Source organism: Kribbella sp. NPDC043289, assembly GCF_056436705.1.
This window is the reverse complement of sequence record NZ_JBWKCB010000004.1, coordinates 223355-241251: the sequence shown is the minus strand read 5'-3', so window position 1 is coordinate 241251 and position 17897 is coordinate 223355. Positions and strand designations below refer to the sequence as shown.

The following is a 17897-nucleotide window of genomic DNA, read 5'->3' as shown; positions in this document are numbered from 1 at the left end:
CCAACTCAGTGCTCATCCCAGTGATCCCCGTGTGCCGCGTGCAGGTGGCCGTCGTGGACGTAGTCGACGTGATCGCCGTGTTCGACCTTCTGGTGACCGCAAGCCTTGTTGTGCGCGTGCGGGTGTCCGGCGCTCACCACATGCGGCTCCGGCGCGGGTACGCCGACCTCCGGCTCCTCGTCCGCGAGCGGTCGGGCCCGACCGGACCGCCGGCGCAGCAACGTCCCGACCGTGGCCGCCACGACGAACCCGGCCAGCGCCAGTACGACGATGGTCGCGCCCGGCGCCACGTTCGCGTTGTACGACGTGATGATGCCCGCGAGGCAGGCGACCACGCCGATGATGCACGCGGTGACGAACGTGCTGCGGAACGACCGGGTGATCTGCTGCGCCGTCGCCACCGGCACGACCATCAGCGCACTGACCAGCAGCAAACCGACAGTCCGCATCGCCACGGTGACGGTGACTGCGGCCATCACGGCGATGACCAGGTTGAGCAGCTGGACGCGGAGTCCCGTCGTACGGGCGAACTCCTCGTCCTGGCACACCGCGAACAGCTGGGGGCCCAGACCGATCGCAACGACCAGTACGGCGACAGCTAGGCCAACGACGACGTACAGGTCGCTTTGCGAGACCGTGGTGAGTGAACCGAACAGATAGGTGTTCAGAGTGGCTGCACCCTGACCAGCCAGACCGATGAGCAGTACGCCGCCCGCGATGCCGCCGTAGAACAGCAGAGCGAGCGCTACGTCACCAGTGGCCTTCCCACGGGCCCGGACCAGCTCGATCGCGGTCGCACCGGCAATCGACACGATGACGGCGGTCAGCACTGGGGCGGCCCCGGTGAGCAGACCGAGCGCGACACCGGTGATCGCGATGTGGCCGATGCCATCACCCATCAACGACAGCCGCCGCTGCACCAGATACGTCCCAATGGCCGGCGCAGACAGCCCGGTCAACAGCCCGGCGATCAGCGCCCGCTGCATGAACTCGAGTTCGAACATCGTCACGAGGTGAGCCACCCGCCTTCTTCTTCGGTGTGCGAGTGGTGGACGTGGGCGTGCGTCTGGGAGGCGTGCGGCGGGCCGTCGTACACGATGCGGCCGCGGCGGAGCACCACCGAGCGGTCGATCAGTGCGTCCATCGGGCCGAGGTCGTGGCTCACCATGACCACGGTGGTGCCGCGCTCGACCCGCTCGCGGATGGCATCGGCGAAGATCTGCTGACTGGCCAGGTCGACCCCGGCCGTCGGCTCGTCGAGGATCAGCAGGTCGGGATCGGACACCAGCGCGCGGGCGATCAGAACCCGCTGCTGCTGCCCGCCGGACAGCTCGGCGACCGCGTCCTTGCGCCGGTCCGCCATGTCGACGACCGTGAGCGCCTCCTCGATCGCCTGCTTGCCGGGCGCGCCGAGCGGCGTGAACAGCCGCCGCTTCGACAGCAGCCCGGACGAGACCACTTCGTAGACGGTCGCCGGTACGCCGCCGGCCGCGGTGATGCGCTGCGGGACATACCCGACCCGGCGCCACTGGCGGAACCGGGGGACCGGGGTGCCGAACAGCTTGACCTGGCCGCGGGCCGCGGGGAGCAGCCCGACGATGGTCTTGATCAGCGTGGACTTGCCGGACCCGTTGGTGCCGAGCACGGCCAGCACCTCGCCCTGGCGGATCCCCAGATCGATCCCGCGAAGCACGAGACGACCGCCCAGGTCGACGGAGAGATCGTCGACCTGGACGGCCTGGGCAGAGCTATCTGTCACGAGCAGCTGTTCGCCTTCTTCAGCTCCTGCAGGTTCTCCCGCATGAGAGTCAGGTACGTTTCCTTGGAGTTCGCGTCGGACAGGCCCTCGATCGGGCTCAGGACGGCGGTCTTGACGCCGACGTCGCTCGCGATCGTCTCGGCCACCTTCGGACTGACGAGCTCCTCGTAGAAGATCGTCGTCACGTGCTGGGCCTTCACGATGTCCTGGACCTCCTTGATCCGGGCCGGGGTCGGCTCGGCGTCCGGGGTGAACCCGGCGATCCCGACCATCGTCAGACCGTATCGCTTCGCGAGGTAGGCGAACGCCTCGTGGCTCGTCACGAACGTCGTCAGCTTGCAGTGCGCCAGACCGGTCTTGAACTCCGTGTCGAGCGCGCCGACCTGGTCGAGCAGGGCCTTCGCCCGCGCGTGGTACCCGTCGGCGTTCGTGCTGTCGACGCTCGCGAGCTTCTCCTCGACGGCCTTGACGACATCGGCATACCGCACCGGGTCGAGCCAGAAGTGCGGGTCGAGGGCGTTGTCCTTGTGCGCGGCCGGTGCGGCGTTGCCGTCCTCGTGCTCCTCGAAGTCGGCGCCGGTGGCCTCCAGCTTGGCGGCCGGGGCGACGTCGAAGCCGGCGTCCTTCGCGTTCTGCGCGACGGCCTCGTCGACGGCGGGCTGCAGGTTCTTCTCGTAGACGACCAGCTTCGCCTCGGCGATCGAGCCGACCTGCTTCGGGGTCAGCTCCAGGTCGTGCGGCTCCACGCCGGGGGCTGTCAGAGTGGTCACGTTCACCGCGTCGCCCCCCACTGTGCGGGCGATGAACTCGAGCGGGTAGAACGATGCGACGACGTCGAGTTTGCCGCTGCCGGAGCCGTTGGCGGTGGAGCCACCGCACCCAGCCAGGGTGACGGCGGCCAGGGCGGTGGCGCCGGCGAGGACGACTCGAAGACCAGATCTCATGACAATCATTTTCATTTAATTGGAACTGATTGTCAAAACAGGGAGTTGACGATGGCCAGCCGCACCGTCGGGCGCCGCCGCGCCGACCGTAAGGGCAACCGCGCCCGGAAACTCGATATTCCGCAGGGTCACGGGCACGGACACGGTCATGGGCACGGCGATCACGTGGTCGACACCTCGGTGGTGAACTCCGACGCCGTCGTCGCCCGCCGGGTCCGGATCGTGGTCGCCGCCGTGCTTGCCCCGCTGATCGTCGCGGCCGTGGTCCTGATGATCGTGCTCTGGCCGGGCGACGGGGTGAAGGTGACGTCGTACCAGACGAGTGCGGCCCGTGGTGACGTGACCGGGATCAAGGCGTGCCCGGACCCGAAGGACAAGTGCGACGTCGCGTCGGTCAAGCTGCGCAACGGGCCGGACAAGGGCAAGATGGTGCCGGTCCAGGTGCCGATGGCCGGCCAGACCCCGATCCCGGTCAAGACCGGTCAGACGGTGATGCTCGGCGTCCAGGACGGCGCGCCGCTGGACCAGAAGTACCAGTACGTCGACCACGACCGGGCCAAGCCGCTGCTGATCATCGCGGTGGTGTTCGCGATCGCCGTCGTAGCGCTGTCCCGGTGGCGTGGTTTCGCGGCGCTGATCGCTCTCGCCGTGACCGCGGTGATGCTCACCAAGTTCATCCTGCCGGCCATCCTCAGTGGGTCGAATCCGCTGGTCGTGGCGGTAGTCGGTGGCGCGGTGATCATGACGATCGCGGTGTTCCTGACCCATGGGATCAATGCCGAGTCCTCGATCGCGTTGGCCGGCACGATCGCGGCGCTCGGGCTGACGGTGCTGCTCGGCTGGTTTTTCACTGAGCTGTCGCAGTTGAGCGGACTCGCCGCCGAAGGGGCGTCGGCGGCCAAGTCGTTCGCTCCTGATCTCGACCTGACCGGGCTGCTGGTGGCCGGCATGGTGATCGGCGCTCTCGGTGTGCTCGACGACGTCACGGTCACGCAGGCGGCCGCGGTCTGGGAGCTGTCCGCCGCGAATCCGGCGGCCAGTCGGCGTGAGCTCGTCGCCGCGGGCCTGCGGATCGGCCGCACCCACGTGGCCTCGGTGGTCAACACTCTGGTGCTCGCGTACGCCGGTGCGGCGATGCCGGTGCTGCTCGTGTTCGCGATCCAGGACCTGCCGGTGCTGTCGGTGATCTCCACCGAGGCAGTCGCGATGGAGATCGTCCGCGGCCTGGTCGGCAGCCTCGGCATCATCGCGGCGGTCCCGCTCACCACCGCGCTCGCCGCGATGGCGGTCGCCGACCGCTCCCGCGACCTCGTCGCCGCCCCCGACGCGGCCTAAACCGCACCCGACACGCCCTAAGCGAAAATCAACCCTTCCGCCCCTTACAGTGCTCATAGGTCACCGAGAGTCCGTCAATGACTACCTTCGGTGGCTACACGGGGTGAGGAGCGCTGATGAGGTTTCGTCATCAGGATGGTTCGACCGTCCATCTCGGGTACTGCGCGACGGTCCATCCGGCCACCGATCTGGACGATCTGATCGCGGGGCTCGACGGATGCGCCGGTGCGGTCCGGTCCGCGCTCGGCGTACCCGTGCTGGGGGTCGGGCTGTGGCTCCCGCACCGGCTCGCTGATCGGCTGGCGAACTCGCCGGCGTCGCTGAGCAAGCTGCGGCGGTCGCTGCACCGCAACCGCCTGGAGGTGGTGACACTCAATGGCACGCCACACACGAATTTCACCGAGAAGGTTGTCGGCAGCAAACTTTATTGCCCGGACTGGACCGAACCCGAGCGGCTCCGCTACACCCTCGACCTGATCGACGTCCTCGCGGACCTGCTCCCGTCCGACGCGACGTACGGCTCGATCTCGACCACGCCGCTCGCCTGGCGGGTGCCCTGGTCGAGGGCGCGCAACCGGGCGGCGCGCGAGGCGTTCGACCGCGTAGAGCAACACATCGCCCGGACCGAGACCAGGACCGGCCGGAAGATCCGGATCGCCGTCGAGACCGAGCCGGGCTGCGTGCTGGAGATGGTTGGCCAGGCCGCGGCGTGGCTCGACCGCTACACCAGCCCGTACGGCGGGGCGTCGCGCATCGGAGTCGGACTCGACACGTGTCATCTCGCAGTGCAGTTCGAGGAGCCGGCTGAGTCTTTCGAGTTGTTGCGGCGTGCGGGTGTGGACGTGGTCAAGGCGCAGCTGGCTGTCGCGCCGACACTTGTCGACCCGTACGACGCCGCGGGCCGCTATCTGCTCGGTCGGCTCGGGTCAGCGAAGTATCTCCGCCAGGTGCGCGAGTGGGGTGGGCCTGGCGTGGATGACGTTGCACAGGCCAACGATCTGTCCGGTCACACGGCTTGGCGGATGCATGCGCACCTGCCGGCCCACGCTGCGCCACCAGATCCGTTGAGCGTGACAACCGGCGTACTGGATGACTGTTTGACCAGACTGGTTGGTGGTGGCCATCCGCTGACGCATCACCTCGAGTCAGAGGTGTACGCGTGGCCGCGTGCACCCAAAAGCCAGCAGGGCTTGGCGAAACGGGTCGCCAAGGAGCTGGCGTGGGTGCGTGATCGGCTGACCGGGCTCGGCTTGGAGGAGGTGCGCTAAGCGGCCACTCTGGTCAGGTCGGAGTAGTCGGGCAGCTGGACTGAGCTCAGTGCCTTACCTACCGCGTTCTGCGACCAGATGAAGCGCTGTACGGGCGTAGGGAGCTTTGTCAGCGTTGACGCTGCGAACGGCATCCCCCGGAGTGCGAGCGGGCTGCCAGGGATGATCGTCCTCATGACCTTCGGGGCAAGCTGACGGCTCCGGTCGACCGCTGGACGGATGATCCGCTCGTAGTTGCGCAGCCCCGACGGCAGATCGCTGCGTGCCGCAGCCAGCTCACCCGCCAGGATGTACGCCGCCACGACAGCCAGGCTCGTACCGCCGCCGACCGCCGGTCCGGGGCAGTAGCCTGCGTCACCGACCAGGCCGATCCGGCCGCGATGCCAGGTGTCCAGCGTGATCTGCGCGATCGAGTCGAAGTAGAAGTCCTCGGCCGCGTCCAGGTGCTCGAGCAGCTGAGGTACCCGCCAGCCGTAGTCGCGGAACTCCTTGGCCAGAAGGGCTTTCTGCTCCTCCTTGTCGCGGTAGTCGTACTGCAGCTCCGGCGCCCGGAACAGGAACCCGCCGCGGACCTGACCGGTCTGGTGTACGCCGTAGATCCCGACCAGCTTGTCGACCGAGAAGTGCGTGAGCGTGTGGCTGCCGACGCCGAAGACGTCCGGCAGCGAGAACACCGCGAGGTAGCCGCCGAGCGACCGGTGCAGCGGTCCCTCGGGTCCGAAGGACAGTCGGCGGACGTTCGAGTGCAGGCCGTCGGCGCCGATCACCAGGTCGAAACGCCGCTCGGTGCCGGAGTCGAACGTGACGTCGACGCCGCTCCCGTCGTCGTGCAGGTTCGCGATCGAGTCGCCGAACACGTACTCGGCGGTGCCGCGCGTGGCGTCGTACAGGATTCTGGTCAGCTCGCCGCGGAGGATCTCCACGTGCCGGCTGGAGAGCCCGGCGTACATCCGGCTGAGGTCGACCTCGACGGGTGGCCTGCCGAAGCGCTCGATGGTCATCGCGTCGAGCCCGGTGCGGGCCGCGGCGATCGCGTCCCAGCAGCCCATTCGGCGAGTGACATCGGCGGCCGAGCTGAACAGGTCGACGGCATGACCGCCGAGCCCGTGCCGCAGGGCCGGTGTGCGTTCGACGAGCGTCGGCTCGAAGCCGTAGCGGTGCAACCAGTACGCGAGCACCGGACCGGCCACGCTCGCGCCTGAGATCAGGACCTTCATGACATCCCCTGACGTTTGCTTACTTATCGGAAGGTAAGTAAACGAGTGCTGTGTTGTCAATGGCTTACTTACCGGAAGGTCAGTTAATCTTCCGGGTATGCCGAGACAACGGACCGGGGACACCCGGGCGCGGATCCAGCAGGCCGCGCTGGAGCTGTTCGCCGAGCGCGGGATGCAGCAGACCAGCCTGCGCGACATCGCCGACCGGCTCGGCGTGACGAAGCCGGCGCTGTACTACCACTTCGCGTCCCGCGAGGACCTGCTGAACAGCCTCGTCGAGCCGATGATCACCGACTTCGAGGCGTACGCCGCAGCGCAGCAGGCGGCCGCCCCGGTCGAGGCACGCGAGCTGCTCGGGTCTTACTTCGATCTCGCCTACCGGCACCGCAGGCTGATCCAGCTCGCCATCCGCGACCTCTCGGTGCTGCACGAGCTGAACCTGGCGGACCGGTTCATCGAGTGGCGTGGCACGCTCGCCGCGCTGCTCATCGGCACGCAGCCGTCACTGTCCGACGTGGTGCGGTGCATGGTGGCGCTCGGCGGTCTGTCCGACTGCGCCGTGATGATCGACCACGAGCCGGTCGCCGAACTCCGCGAGGCCGCTGTCGAGGCGGCGTACGACAGTCTCGGCAGGCCGTGATCAGCCGTTGGCGATCCGGGAGACCGCGAACAGCAGGATGAGCACGATCGAGAAGATCCGCAGGAACCGCGGACCGGTCGTCACCGCCGGCCACGACAGGAACGCCAGCCACCCGAGCAACAGCGCGAGCAGCAGCAGCGCCACCACGGCCACCGCCACCGGACCGAACACGCCGACCAGCGCGAGCAGCAGGGTGATCCCCGGCAGCGTCAGCTTCGGCGCGGCATGCAGCTTCGCGACGTACGGGTAACTCACCTTGGTGAGCCGCTGCCGCAACGCACTCACCGGCTGACCACTGGGGGAACTCATGACCCCATTGTTCCAGGTGTCACGAGTCCCCAGTGCCGCCTCATCAGGGGACTAGCCGGTAGAACCGCCAGAACGGGTGCTCGATCGGCAGTACGTCGACCTGTCCGAACCCAGCGTGATCGGCCAGGTGCCGGAGCTTGTCCGGTCGCATGATCGCGCCGACGACATCCGAGTCGGGGTCCACCAGGCCTTGCGGCGTACACCAGATGGCGCTGGCCGCGCCCAGGAACCGCTGCACTTCGTCACCGGGTGCAGCGAGTACGTCGTCCGCGCGCTCGTCCATCACGATCACGGACCCGCCTGGCGCCAGCGCCGCCCGTGCGGCGACCAATGCCTCGACGGGATGCGCGAAGTCGTGCAGACATTCGAAGAACGTCACCAGGTCGTACCGCGTGCCCTCGGCCGTCACCGCGGTGATGTCACGGACCTCGAAGTCCACCCGGTCCGCGACGCCCTGTTCGGCAGCATTGCGCCGCGCCCGGCTGATCGAGTCCTCGTCGTTGTCGTACCCGTCCACCTGCACGGCCCGGTACGCCTTGGCGAGTTCGATCGCCGACCAGCCTGCTCCGGTGCCCAGGTCCGCGACCCGTGCGCCCTTGCTGAGCAGGTCGTGCAGTCCGGCCACCTTCGGGATCCACTCGGCCACCAGTGAGTTCACGTAGGCGGGCCGGTTCAGCGACTCCTGCGCCTCGACTGCCTCCTCGCCGTACGCCGTGTAGGGCACGCCGGCGCCGGTCCGGAACGCGTCGACGAGCTGCGGGAACGCACGGCCCACCGCGGGCACGATCGCCGCCAGACCGCCCGCGTAGAACGGGCTCGTGGGTTCGAGCAGCGCCTCGCGCACACCTGGCGCCAGATCGAACCGGTCGGTCCAGACCTCCGGGCCGTCGATCGTCAGTAGGCCGCTGATCGCCTGTGACTGCAGCCATTCGACGAGGTACCGATGGTCGACCCCGGTCCGCTTGGCAAGCTCTTCGGCCGTGATCGGGCCGCTCTCGGCGATCGCACCGTAGATCCCGTGCGCGTGGCCGAGGTAGGTCGTGAACAGCTCGGCCGCACCGAGCGCCGCACCGAACAACCGCCCGAGAAGTTCCTCGGCCGCCGCCGGGTCGGCCTTGCTGATGTCAGTCGTGGTCATCTCGCCCCTCCTTGCTGGAATTGCCTTCACCCCTCAGGCGCCAGTTGACGACTGGCAATGCCAAGTGACGTCGTTCTCCGGCTCGTACACGCACTGGCGACCGGTGCGCACCGACACGCGCAGATGCCGGCCCAGTGCGGGATGGGCGCGCTCGATCGCCTTCACCGCGACCCCGATGCGCATCGAGACCGCCTTTCGGCTGCGTTCGACCGGATCGCCGGCGGAGCGCGCTCGACCGCCGAGCCCCAGTGCACCGGCCAACTCCCGCGCCAGGAAGTCCCTCTCGGTGCTGAGCGTCTCAACGCGCCCCAGATCGTTGTCGGCCGCTGCGTCGGCCAGGTCGTCCTCCAGCTCTCGCAGCCGCTTCCGGTACGCCGTTCGCGCCTGGTCGTCGAGCACTGGGCCCAGATCAGCATCCTGGACCCGGCCCGGACCTGAGAGGTCGAGAACACTCACCGGAGTGCGCGGCCGCGCGAGCAGGGTGGCCAGGTCACGAATGCCCTTGGAGTCCGGGACATGTGCGGTGACGCCACGCCACATCACTTCCCAGCTCGCTCCGAGCCGTCGCAGTTCACCTGTGTCCGTCGACGTACGCACAGGAGTGACGCCGAGCTCAGCAAGGGCCTTCTCGGTCTTGGCAACCAGAGTCTCCGCGCCAACCGTCCGGTGCGCTTCTAGTGCAGTCTCCAGTAGTTGCCGCGCCTCCGGTTTGCCGAGTTGCGCGGCCAGTCGTCCCAGGAACAATTCCACGCTGCCCAGACACGCGCCACCGATTCCGTCGACCACCCAGAGCCCGGCGTACGGCGTCAGCGCGTCGTACGCGAGCCGCGCGGCCTCCTCCTCGCCCAGTACTCCGGCTGCCTCACCGAGGAACGCCAACGACTCCAGCCACTCTGCGTCCCGCGAGATGGCGTCCAGGCCGTCATGCACGCGGTACCGCACGATGCTGCGAGCCTGTTCCGTCGCTCCGGCTCGGGCGAGGTAGTAGGCGGACGGCCCGTCGGCCATGGGATTACCGGCGAACGGTGCCATCACCGACTCGACGTACGACCGCAGCTCTGTGACGGTGCCGATGGCATCGGCATGCGCTGTGCGCAAGGCGAACACCATGAGTCGTGCGTTGACGCTGTCCGCTTCCTCGGCCAACTCGGTGGCCTGAGCGATGCATGACTGCACTTCGTCCAGCCGACCGCTCATCAACGCCCGCATGCCTCGCCAGATAGGCACCAGCCAGCTGTACAGCGGAAGTCGCAGAGGTAGTACCGCCCGAGCAAAGGCAGCAATGTGTACGTCGGCCTCGGCAAACCGCCCCTGCTCCAGCAGAGCAACCACGAGAAGTCGTCGGGCGAGGAGAACCAACGCCAAGTCCCCAGTGGCGATCGCCAACATCCGCGCGGCCGCAGCTGCCCGCTTTGCCACGTGGTCAGGCCCAGTGAACACATCGCACCACACGGCCAACGCAGCCACCTCGGCCCGGACATCACCTGCCGACCGAGCCATTCGTACCGCCTCGTCGGCCAGCTGTCGCAACCTGTCTCCGCGATCGGTCGGACTCAGGCCAAGCGCAAGACGAGCAATCGTCGCGGCCTTGAGCGCACCGTCCGGCAACAGCGGTACGGCGTCTGCCAGAAGCGCTGTCTGCTCGCCATCGCTGAGGTCTACTTCGAAACCGCCGACACCACCGCCCATCGCGAGCACTGCCCGCGCCACGGTCTCCGCATCACCATCTGCGGCGGCTGCACGAGCTACGGCTCGCAGCGTGTCCCGTCCGGTCGCCAGCTCGCCGGCCAACACCTGTGCTGCACCCAACTCCAATTGGACGACCGGATTGTCGAGGTCGGCCCATCTGTAGAACCGGACTGCCTGTTCGTAGCCGGACTGCCGTTGTGCAGCACGTGCGGCGACCAGTGCGAACTCTCGAGACCGCTCAGCCGCATCTGATTGGCCAACTGCGTTGCGATAGTGCGCAGCGACCTGCCCCGCGTCAGAGTCCTTCTGATCACTCAGCAACTCAGCGGCCCGGTAATGCAGCTTTGACCGGCGGTGCACACCGAGGCCGGCGTACACCACCTCACGAACCAGCGAGTGGGCGAGGCGCACCCTATTGCCCTCGACCTCGGCCAACCGCGCCGCGACCGCATCCTCGAGAACATCGAGCAGGTCCGCCGGCGTCGTCTCCTCGATATCCGCTAGCAGGTCGAGCGGCACGTCCTCGCCCAGCACCGAGGCCGTGGCGAGGACGTCGTACGTCGGCTGGCGGAGACGCGCGAGGCGGCGCTCCAGCACCTGGCGTACGCCGGTCGGTATCTCGGAGGACGTCGTACCGCGCGCCGCGTGCCAGCGGGTGAGTTCCTGGACGAAGAACGGGTTGCCACCGGTCCTTGTGTGTACGGCGTCGGTGTAGTCGGACTCCGCGGAGCCGAGCACCTGCGTGACCAGCTGGCCGGTGGCGGCCCGATCGAGGCCGGCAAGCGGCAGCCGGACGAAGGACGGCGGCAGTGCGCGGAGAGCCTCGGCAGCTGACTCAGTGACGTCCACTGCGTTGTCACGGCTGGTGACTAGGAGCAGACAGCGCAGCTCGGGCAGCAGACCGACCACGAAGCGGAGCAGTGCGAGCGCCGGTCGGTCGGCGAGATGGATGTCCTCCAGGATGATCACCACAGGCCGCTCCGCGGTGGCGGCGGCCAGTTGGTCGGCCACGGTGGCGAACACACCCGTCCGGCTGGTTCCAGGGTCGTCGGGCAGCGCGGTCGAGAGGCCGAGTGCACGGAACGCCTGGCGCCACGGCCAGTACGGCAGGGTCTCGATCTCGGGACACCGGCCCCACGCGACGGCGTACCCACGCTCACTGGCGGTGTCCGCGAAGGCCGTCGCCGTTGCCGACTTCCCGATGCCGGCGTCACCGATCAGGAGCGCGCCCTGGCCGTGGCCGCGCTCGACCTCGGCCAGCAGGCCCGTCAGGGTGCTGAGCTCCCGGATCCGGCCGACCACACGATCGGGCATACCCCACTGTGCGGCTGCGGTCCGGCGCGGGGGAAGCGCTGATCGCGAGCCGTGTGCCTCGCGTAAGGTGAGCCGGGTGTTCGTGGTGATCAGGTTCCGGGTGGCGGAGTCCGAACAGGCCGGGTTCGGGGAGCGGTTACAGGCCGCGGTCGAGGTGCTGGGACAGCAGAAGGGGTTCGTCGCCGCGCGGACCGGGCGGAACGTGGACGACCCCGAGTTGCTGGCGCTGACGCTGGAGTTCGAGAACGTCGGGAGTTACCGTCGGGCATTGTCGCCGTTCGAGGTGAAGATGACGGCGGTGCCGTTGTTGTCGGAGGCGCTCGACGAGCCGTCTGCCTACGAAGACTTGCTTCCTTAGCACGGATTCGATGGGTGCCGCCCCGGACCGATAGCCTGATCCCTTCCGTACCCCAACTGTGCCCGTTCTGGAGTCGAAGTGCCCGTGGAAAGCGTCGATGCCGTCGTCAGCCTCAGTAAGCGGAGAGGCTTCGTGTACCCGTGCGGCGAGATCTACGGCGGTACCAAGTCGGCGTGGGACTACGGACCGCTCGGTGTCGAGCTGAAGAACAACGTCCGCACCCAGTGGTGGCGGAGCATGGTGACCGGTCGCGACGACATCGTCGGCCTGGACTCCTCGGTGATCCTGCCGACCCAGGTCTGGGAGGCCTCCGGCCACCTGGCCGAGTTCGTCGACCCGCTGACCGAGTGCCAGTCCTGCCACAAGCGGTTCCGCGACGACCACCTCCGCGAGGACTACGCGCGCCGCAAGAACAAGGACGTCGACGAGGTCAAGCTGGCCGAGATCGCCTGCCCGAACTGCGGTAACAAGGGCACCTTCACCGAGCCGAAGATGTTCAACGGCCTGCTGAAGACCTACCTCGGCCCGGTCGAGTCCGCCGACGGTCTGCACTACCTCCGCCCGGAGACCGCGCAGGGCATCTTCATCAACTTCGCGAACGTGATGGGCACCGCGCGGAAGAAGCCGCCGTTCGGTATCGCCCAGGTCGGCAAGAGCTTCCGCAACGAGATCACCCCCGGCAACTTCATCTTCCGGACCCGCGAGTTCGAGCAGATGGAGATGGAGTTCTTCGTCGAGCCCGGCTCCGACGAGGACTGGCACGAGTACTGGCTGAAGGCCCGCTGGGACTGGTACACCGGCCTCGGGCTGAGCGCGGACAACCTGCGGTTCTACGAGCACCCGAAGGAGAAGCTGAGCCACTACTCGAAGCGCACCGTCGACATCGAGTACCGGTTCAACTTCGGCGGCAAGGAGTTCGACGAGCTCGAGGGCATCGCGAACCGCACCGACTTCGACCTGACCACGCACTCCAAGCACTCCGGCGCCGACCTGTCGTACTTCGACCAGGAGAAGGGCGAGCGCTGGACGCCGTACGTCATCGAGCCCGCGGCCGGCCTGACCCGCAACGTGCTCGCGTTCCTGCTCGACGCCTACACCGAGGACGAGGCCCCGAACGCGAAGGGCGGTGTCGACAAGCGGACGGTACTGCGCTTCGACCCGCGACTCGCGCCGGTCAAGGCCGCCGTACTGCCGTTGTCCCGCAACGCGGACCTGTCGCCGAAGGCGCGCGATCTCGCGGCCGAGCTGCGGCAGAGCTGGAACGTCGACTTCGACGACGCCGGCGCGATCGGCCGCCGCTACCGCCGGCAGGACGAGATCGGTACTCCGTACTGCATCACCGTCGACTTCGACACCCTCGACGACCAGGCCGTGACGATCCGGGAGCGGGACTCGATGAAGCAGGAGCGGGTCGCCCTGACCGAGGTCACCGGCTACCTCGCCCAGCGCCTGGTGGGTTGCTGACGATGAAGCTGCTGCGGGGTCGGGTTCGCTTCGGGGCGGTCGTGTTCGGGCTGTCCGCCGTGGCCGTGTTCGCGCTGTCGTCCTGCTCGGACAGCAAGCCGGACGCCGGTTCCTCGCCGGCCACCTCGGCACCGTCGTCCAGCACAGCGCCGTCCAGCGCCCCGATTCCGACCGCGTCGACGCCGACGCTCACCGCGCTGCCGACGCCGTCCAAGCCGTGGCCGACGCCGAAGGTCACCGGTGAGCCGGCCGAGGACGCGCCGCTCGCCGAGCGGATCACGTTCGCGATCTCGAAGCAGGCCCAGGTCGCGGCCGGTAAGGCGGCCACCACGACCGTGAAGTGCCCCGGCATCGACAAGGTCGAGACCGCCGGCGACCACGAGCTGACCTGCACGGTGACGTACGCCGGGAAGTCCTACCAGGGCACGCTCACGGTCGACGCGAAGCAGTACTCGGCGTCGTACAAGTTCACCTCGCAGTCGGTCGCGATCGTCAAGGCGAAGGTCGTCGACGCCGTCCTGCGGACCGTCACCGACGCCGCGAAGGTGACCTGCACGATGGATGATGTTGCCGTGGTCAAGCATTCCGGCGAGCCGATCGCCTGCGACGTGACGACGACCGGGAACGCCGTACAGCCTTACAAGGCACAGGTTTCCGGTGACGGTCGCGTGCTGGTGGCGAAGGCCTGACATGCTTGCGCTGGGCAACCTCACGATCGAGACGCCGGTGGTGCTGGCGCCGATGGCGGGCATCACGAACGCGGCGTACCGGCGACTCTGCGCCGAGCAGGGCGCCGGGCTCTACGTCTGCGAGATGATCACGTCCCGCGGCATCGTCGAGGGTGACCAGAAGTCGCTCGACATGCTGACGTTCGACGCCCGCGAGACCGTGCGGTCCGTGCAGCTGTACGGCGTGGATCCCTTCTACATCGGGCGTGCGGTGCAGATCCTCTGCAACGAGTACGGCGTCGCGCACATCGACCTGAACTTCGGCTGCCCGGTCCCGAAGGTGACGCGCAAGGGCGGCGGCGCCGCGCTGCCCTGGAAGCGGAACCTGCTCGGCGCGATCCTGCGCGCGGCGGTGCAGGCGGCGACGCCGTACGGCATCCCGGTGACGATGAAGACCCGGATCGGGATCGATAGCGATCACCAGACGTGCCTCGACGCGGGGCGGATCGCGGAGGAGTCCGGTGCCGCGGCGATCGGTTTGCACGGACGTACGGCGGCGCAGGCGTACTCGGGTCAGGCGGACTGGACGAAGATCGCCGAACTCGTGCAGCACGTGAACATCCCGGTGCTCGGCAACGGCGACATCTGGGAAGCCGGCGACGCGCTGCGGATGGTCGCCGAGACCGGGTGCGCGGGTGTGATCGTCGGGCGTGGATGTCTGGGGCGGCCGTGGTTGTTCCGCGATCTCGCGGTCGCGTTCGGCGGCGGCGAGGCGCTGAACCTGCCGACGCTGGGCGAGGTCGCGGTCGTGATGCGCCGGCACGGTGAGCTGCTCGCGGACCTGATGGGGGAGGAGCGCGGGCTGCGCGACTTCCGCAAGCACGTGCCGTGGTACCTCAAGGGATTCCCGGCCGGCGGCGAGCTGCGGGCCGCGCTGGGCATGGTCGACTCGCTGGCCCGGCTGGACTCGTTGCTCTCCGAGCTCGACCCGTCAGTGCGGTTCCCGGTCGCCGAGCTCGGCGCGCCGCGCGGCCGTCAGGGCAGTCCCCGCGACCACATCGTGCTCCCACACGGCTGGCTCGACGACACCGACGGCCTCACCGCAGACCTCGCCGACGCAGAACTCGGCGTCTCCGGCGGCTAACCCGCCCCGGGCACCAACGCCCCGGCACGAACGCCCCGGCACGAACGCCCGGCACGAACGCCCCGCCCGACCCCGCGCCGGCCACGGGCACTTTGAGGGGCCGACCCCTCAAAGTGTGAATTGACCCCCGAGAATTTGGCGGGTCCTCCCACCGTTTGAGGGGCCGGCCCCTCAAACGCGCCAGCGGGACCGGCGCGGGTGGCGGCGGCACAGGCATGTGGTCGATGCGGCGGCGCGGGCGCGGGGTCGCGCGGGCGGGGTCTTGTTGGCGGGCTGGAGAGTGGTTGGTGGATGCTCGGAGTCGGCTTGTCGGATTTGGCTCGACTCGTTCGTAGGGAGGGTGTTAGGACACCACGACGTACTGAGGAGAGATCATGACCGCGACGTACACGTTCGACATCTTCTGCACGCTGGACGGCTTCGGGTCGTACGACGAGAACGGCGACTGGGGTGGGTACTGGGGCAAGCAGGGGCCTGAGTTCCTCAAGCGCCGGCTCGAACAGGTCAGCGCCGACCAGCGGGTCGTGCTCGGCGGCAACACCTACCGGCAGTTCGTCGAGATCCTCGGGCCGAACGCGAACGAGTCCACGGTCGACGATCCGGTGAACCAGCGGATGTTCACCGTCCCGACGACCGTGGTGTCGAACACGCTCGAGGGCCCGCTGCAGTGGAAGAACGCGACGCTCGTCCCCGGCGACGCCGTCGAGGTCGTTGCCCGGCTCAAGGAAGAGTCCGACGTACCGCTGCGCTCGCACGGCAGCGTCGCACTCAACCGCTCGCTGATGGCCGCCGGCCTGGTCGACCGCGTGCAGGTGACCGTGTTCCCGGTGATCAGCGGCAAGACCGGCGCCGACCCGATCTTCCACAACGCCGCCGACTACGACCTGGAACTCCTCGAGTCCCACATCCTCGACGGCAACACCATGGAACTCACCTACCGCCCCACCCTGCACTCCTGAGCGCGTCCTCCAGGTCGTCAGCAGGACTGATCCGTACGGCGTGCTCGTCCGGGGCCGGCGGTTCGAAGTCGGCGAGGTGCTGGTCCAGGACGCCATCCGCGACATCGCGACGTCGCGGATCCGCCTGATTGGCCGCGCGCCGACGACGTACGGTCTCGTGATCCACGTCGACGTACACGAGCGTGAACCGAGCCGCCGCCTCCGCTGCCAGGGCCCGCCATCCATCGCGCAGGAAGCGCGGCGAGCTGGTGTCGTCGACGATCACCGACGTACCGCCCGCCAGCAACGCGCGCACCTCGTCGGACGCGAACTGGTGGGTCCGCAGCCATTCCTTGACCGGGATCCCGTCGCCGCCCCACAGACCACGGCGTTCGTTGATCTCGTCGAGACTGACGATGCTCGCGGGCAGCATCGGCGCGAGCGCCCGGGCCACGGTGCTCTTCCCGGAGAACGCAGTACCGCACAGCAGAACAAGCTCCACCCCACCATCCAACCGAAGCGCCGACGCGTTATCTAGTGCAGGACGCGGTAGTCCGCGAGGAGGTGGCCGGTGGGGGACACGCTGCCGCCGGTGGACTCGAGGCGGATGGCGGGGAGGTCGGCGAGGAGCTGTTTGCCCTGGCCGAGCACCCCGAATTTCGACCCCTTCAGCGGGCGTTGGCGGCGCGCCAGGTGAGGTAGTCGGCGACGGCTTTGGCTGGGTTGTACTCGGGGGTGAAGCCGGTGTCTTTCGTGAGGCGGGTGATGTCGAGGTACGGGTCCTCGCCGGGGCCGTTGGCACGGCCGGGGAGGAGGTCGAGTGGGGCGTCGGGCTTCAGGGCGCGGAGGGCCTCGACGAGTTCGCGGTTGTGGACGGGGCGGCCGCTCGACACGTTGTAGATCGTGTGCGGGAGGTCCTCCGCGGCGGTCAGTAGTGCGATCGCCCGGCCGGCGTCCGGCGCGTAGCACGAGTCGCCGCCGTCGTCGGCGTACAAGGGTTTCGGTGTCTCGCCGCGCAGTACGGCGCTGATGTACGGCGGGATCGGGTTGAACGGGGACTCCGGGTCCATCAGCGGTCCCCAGATGCTGCCGATCCGCAACAGGACCGGTTGTACGCCGGTGCCCTGCAGACTGTGGGTCGTCAGCGGCTCGACCGCTTTCTTGAACGCGATGATCAGCAGCGGCAGGTCAGCGGCCGGCAGCGCGAGATCCTCGTGCCACGGGATCTCGGGACGCCCGATGTAGTTGCCGATGCTGCTCGCCACGGCGAACCGGCGGACGCCCCACTCACGGGCGGCATCGAGCGCGTTCAGCAGCGCCGTCGTGTCGGCGCGGAAGTACGCGCCCGGGATGCTCCCGGCGAGGTGCACGATGTCGCCGATCCGGTGCCGCGTGCCGAGCGCGAGGAACGCGTCCCGGTCTGTCGCGTCCACGGACTCGACCGTGACCCGGCCCTCCAGGAACGACGGTACGTCGGCGCGCCGGTGCGACGTGACGATGACGTCGCGACCGAGGTCGACGAGCGCGCGGGCGGTCTGGGCGCCGATCATCCCGAGCCCACCGGTGACGAGCACTGCTCCGTTGTCTGGCATGGACCAGATCGTAGGAGAGACCACGGGTGGGGTTCTTGAACAAAACCTGCACGATCCCTTGACCCAAACACTTGTTTCGGGGGACCTTGGACGGCATTGGATTTACGAGTCACTTCCGAA

At 68.3% G+C, this 17897-nt stretch carries 17 protein-coding genes; 8 read left to right on the top strand and 9 right to left on the bottom strand.

Going from position 1 to position 17897, the window contains the following annotated elements; genetic code table 11:
* Positions 1 to 5 precede the first annotated feature (5 nt).
* From AC0662_RS25465 to AC0662_RS25455, 3 genes are read right to left on the bottom strand one after another with little or no spacing between them, the layout of a single operon-like run.
* Positions 6 to 1010 (bottom strand): metal ABC transporter permease, encoded by a 1005-nt coding sequence (locus tag AC0662_RS25465; protein WP_452203738.1) that lies wholly within the window; start codon positions 1008 to 1010, stop codon positions 6 to 8.
* Positions 1007 to 1759: a metal ABC transporter ATP-binding protein gene (locus AC0662_RS25460; RefSeq protein WP_478303699.1), complete on the bottom strand. Its 753-nt coding sequence runs from the start codon at positions 1757 to 1759 to the stop codon at positions 1007 to 1009. Before AC0662_RS25460 ends, AC0662_RS25465 begins: the two co-directional genes overlap by 4 nt.
* Positions 1756 to 2703: a metal ABC transporter substrate-binding protein gene (locus AC0662_RS25455; RefSeq protein WP_478303697.1), complete on the bottom strand. Its 948-nt coding sequence runs from the start codon at positions 2701 to 2703 to the stop codon at positions 1756 to 1758. Before AC0662_RS25455 ends, AC0662_RS25460 begins: the two co-directional genes overlap by 4 nt.
* Before the next feature lie 51 nt (positions 2704 to 2754).
* Here AC0662_RS25455 and AC0662_RS25450 point away from each other — a divergent pair, with 51 nt between their 5' ends.
* Positions 2755 to 4038 carry a YibE/F family protein gene (locus tag AC0662_RS25450; protein ID WP_478303695.1) on the top strand — a complete coding sequence of 428 codons (1284 nt, stop codon included), beginning with the start codon at positions 2755 to 2757 and terminating at the stop codon, positions 4036 to 4038.
* Between the two features lie 116 nt (positions 4039 to 4154).
* Positions 4155 to 5306 (top strand): metabolite traffic protein EboE, encoded by a 1152-nt coding sequence (gene eboE, locus AC0662_RS25445; RefSeq protein ID WP_478303693.1) that lies wholly within the window; start codon positions 4155 to 4157, stop codon positions 5304 to 5306.
* Here the strand turns inward: eboE and AC0662_RS25440 are convergent.
* The gene (locus AC0662_RS25440) at positions 5303 to 6523 is read right to left on the bottom strand and encodes an FAD-dependent monooxygenase (RefSeq protein ID WP_452203681.1); all 1221 of its coding nucleotides are present in this window, start codon (positions 6521 to 6523) and stop codon (positions 5303 to 5305) included. The genes eboE and AC0662_RS25440 overlap by 4 nt on opposite strands.
* Before the next feature lie 97 nt (positions 6524 to 6620).
* Between AC0662_RS25440 and AC0662_RS25435 the strand changes: the two genes are divergently transcribed.
* A complete protein-coding gene (locus tag AC0662_RS25435) occupies positions 6621 to 7163 on the top strand; it encodes a TetR/AcrR family transcriptional regulator (protein ID WP_452203680.1) in 543 nt (180 codons plus the stop codon).
* Here the strand turns inward: AC0662_RS25435 and AC0662_RS25430 are convergent, their stop codons facing one another.
* The 3 genes from AC0662_RS25430 to AC0662_RS25420 are packed head-to-tail and all read right to left on the bottom strand — an operon-like array spanning position 7164 to position 11613.
* Complete coding sequence (locus tag AC0662_RS25430; RefSeq protein ID WP_452203679.1) at positions 7164 to 7472, bottom strand: DUF6703 family protein; 309 nt, start codon at positions 7470 to 7472, stop codon at positions 7164 to 7166.
* Between the two features lie 43 nt (positions 7473 to 7515).
* Positions 7516 to 8610: an SAM-dependent methyltransferase gene (locus tag AC0662_RS25425; protein ID WP_478303690.1), complete on the bottom strand. Its 1095-nt coding sequence runs from the start codon at positions 8608 to 8610 to the stop codon at positions 7516 to 7518.
* A 33-nt stretch (positions 8611 to 8643) separates the two neighbouring features.
* Positions 8644 to 11613, bottom strand: a complete 2970-nt coding sequence (locus AC0662_RS25420) for an ATP-binding protein (RefSeq protein WP_478303688.1) — start codon at positions 11611 to 11613, stop codon at positions 8644 to 8646.
* A 76-nt stretch (positions 11614 to 11689) separates the two neighbouring features.
* On the opposite strand from AC0662_RS25420, the gene AC0662_RS25415 reads away from it, so the two are divergent.
* The 5 genes from AC0662_RS25415 to AC0662_RS25395 all read left to right on the top strand — a co-directional run bounded on the left by AC0662_RS25415 (position 11690) and on the right by AC0662_RS25395 (position 16206).
* Positions 11690 to 11971 carry an antibiotic biosynthesis monooxygenase family protein gene (locus tag AC0662_RS25415; RefSeq protein WP_452203676.1) on the top strand — a complete coding sequence of 94 codons (282 nt, stop codon included), beginning with the start codon at positions 11690 to 11692 and terminating at the stop codon, positions 11969 to 11971.
* A gap of 78 nt (positions 11972 to 12049) precedes the next feature.
* Entirely contained in the window at positions 12050 to 13435 is a 1386-nt protein-coding gene (locus AC0662_RS25410) for a glycine--tRNA ligase (protein ID WP_452203675.1), read from the top strand.
* Between the two features lie 2 nt (positions 13436 to 13437).
* Positions 13438 to 14124 carry a hypothetical protein gene (locus AC0662_RS25405; protein WP_452203674.1) on the top strand — a complete coding sequence of 229 codons (687 nt, stop codon included), beginning with the start codon at positions 13438 to 13440 and terminating at the stop codon, positions 14122 to 14124.
* Between the two features lies 1 nt (position 14125).
* Complete coding sequence (dusB, locus tag AC0662_RS25400; protein ID WP_478303686.1) at positions 14126 to 15247, top strand: tRNA dihydrouridine synthase DusB; 1122 nt, start codon at positions 14126 to 14128, stop codon at positions 15245 to 15247.
* A gap of 374 nt (positions 15248 to 15621) precedes the next feature.
* The gene (locus AC0662_RS25395) at positions 15622 to 16206 is read left to right on the top strand and encodes a dihydrofolate reductase family protein (RefSeq protein WP_452203672.1); all 585 of its coding nucleotides are present in this window, start codon (positions 15622 to 15624) and stop codon (positions 16204 to 16206) included.
* On the opposite strand, the gene AC0662_RS25390 is transcribed toward AC0662_RS25395, so the two are convergent.
* Together AC0662_RS25390 and AC0662_RS25385 are read right to left on the bottom strand one after the other, a co-directional pair.
* Positions 16178 to 16687 carry an AAA family ATPase gene (locus tag AC0662_RS25390; protein WP_478303684.1) on the bottom strand — a complete coding sequence of 170 codons (510 nt, stop codon included), beginning with the start codon at positions 16685 to 16687 and terminating at the stop codon, positions 16178 to 16180. The two genes, AC0662_RS25395 and AC0662_RS25390, sit on opposite strands and share 29 nt — an antisense overlap.
* A 166-nt stretch (positions 16688 to 16853) precedes the next feature.
* Positions 16854 to 17777, bottom strand: coding sequence for an NAD-dependent epimerase/dehydratase family protein (locus AC0662_RS25385; RefSeq protein WP_478303682.1), 924 nt, complete (start codon positions 17775 to 17777; stop codon positions 16854 to 16856).
* Between the last annotated feature and the right edge of the window lie 120 nt (positions 17778 to 17897).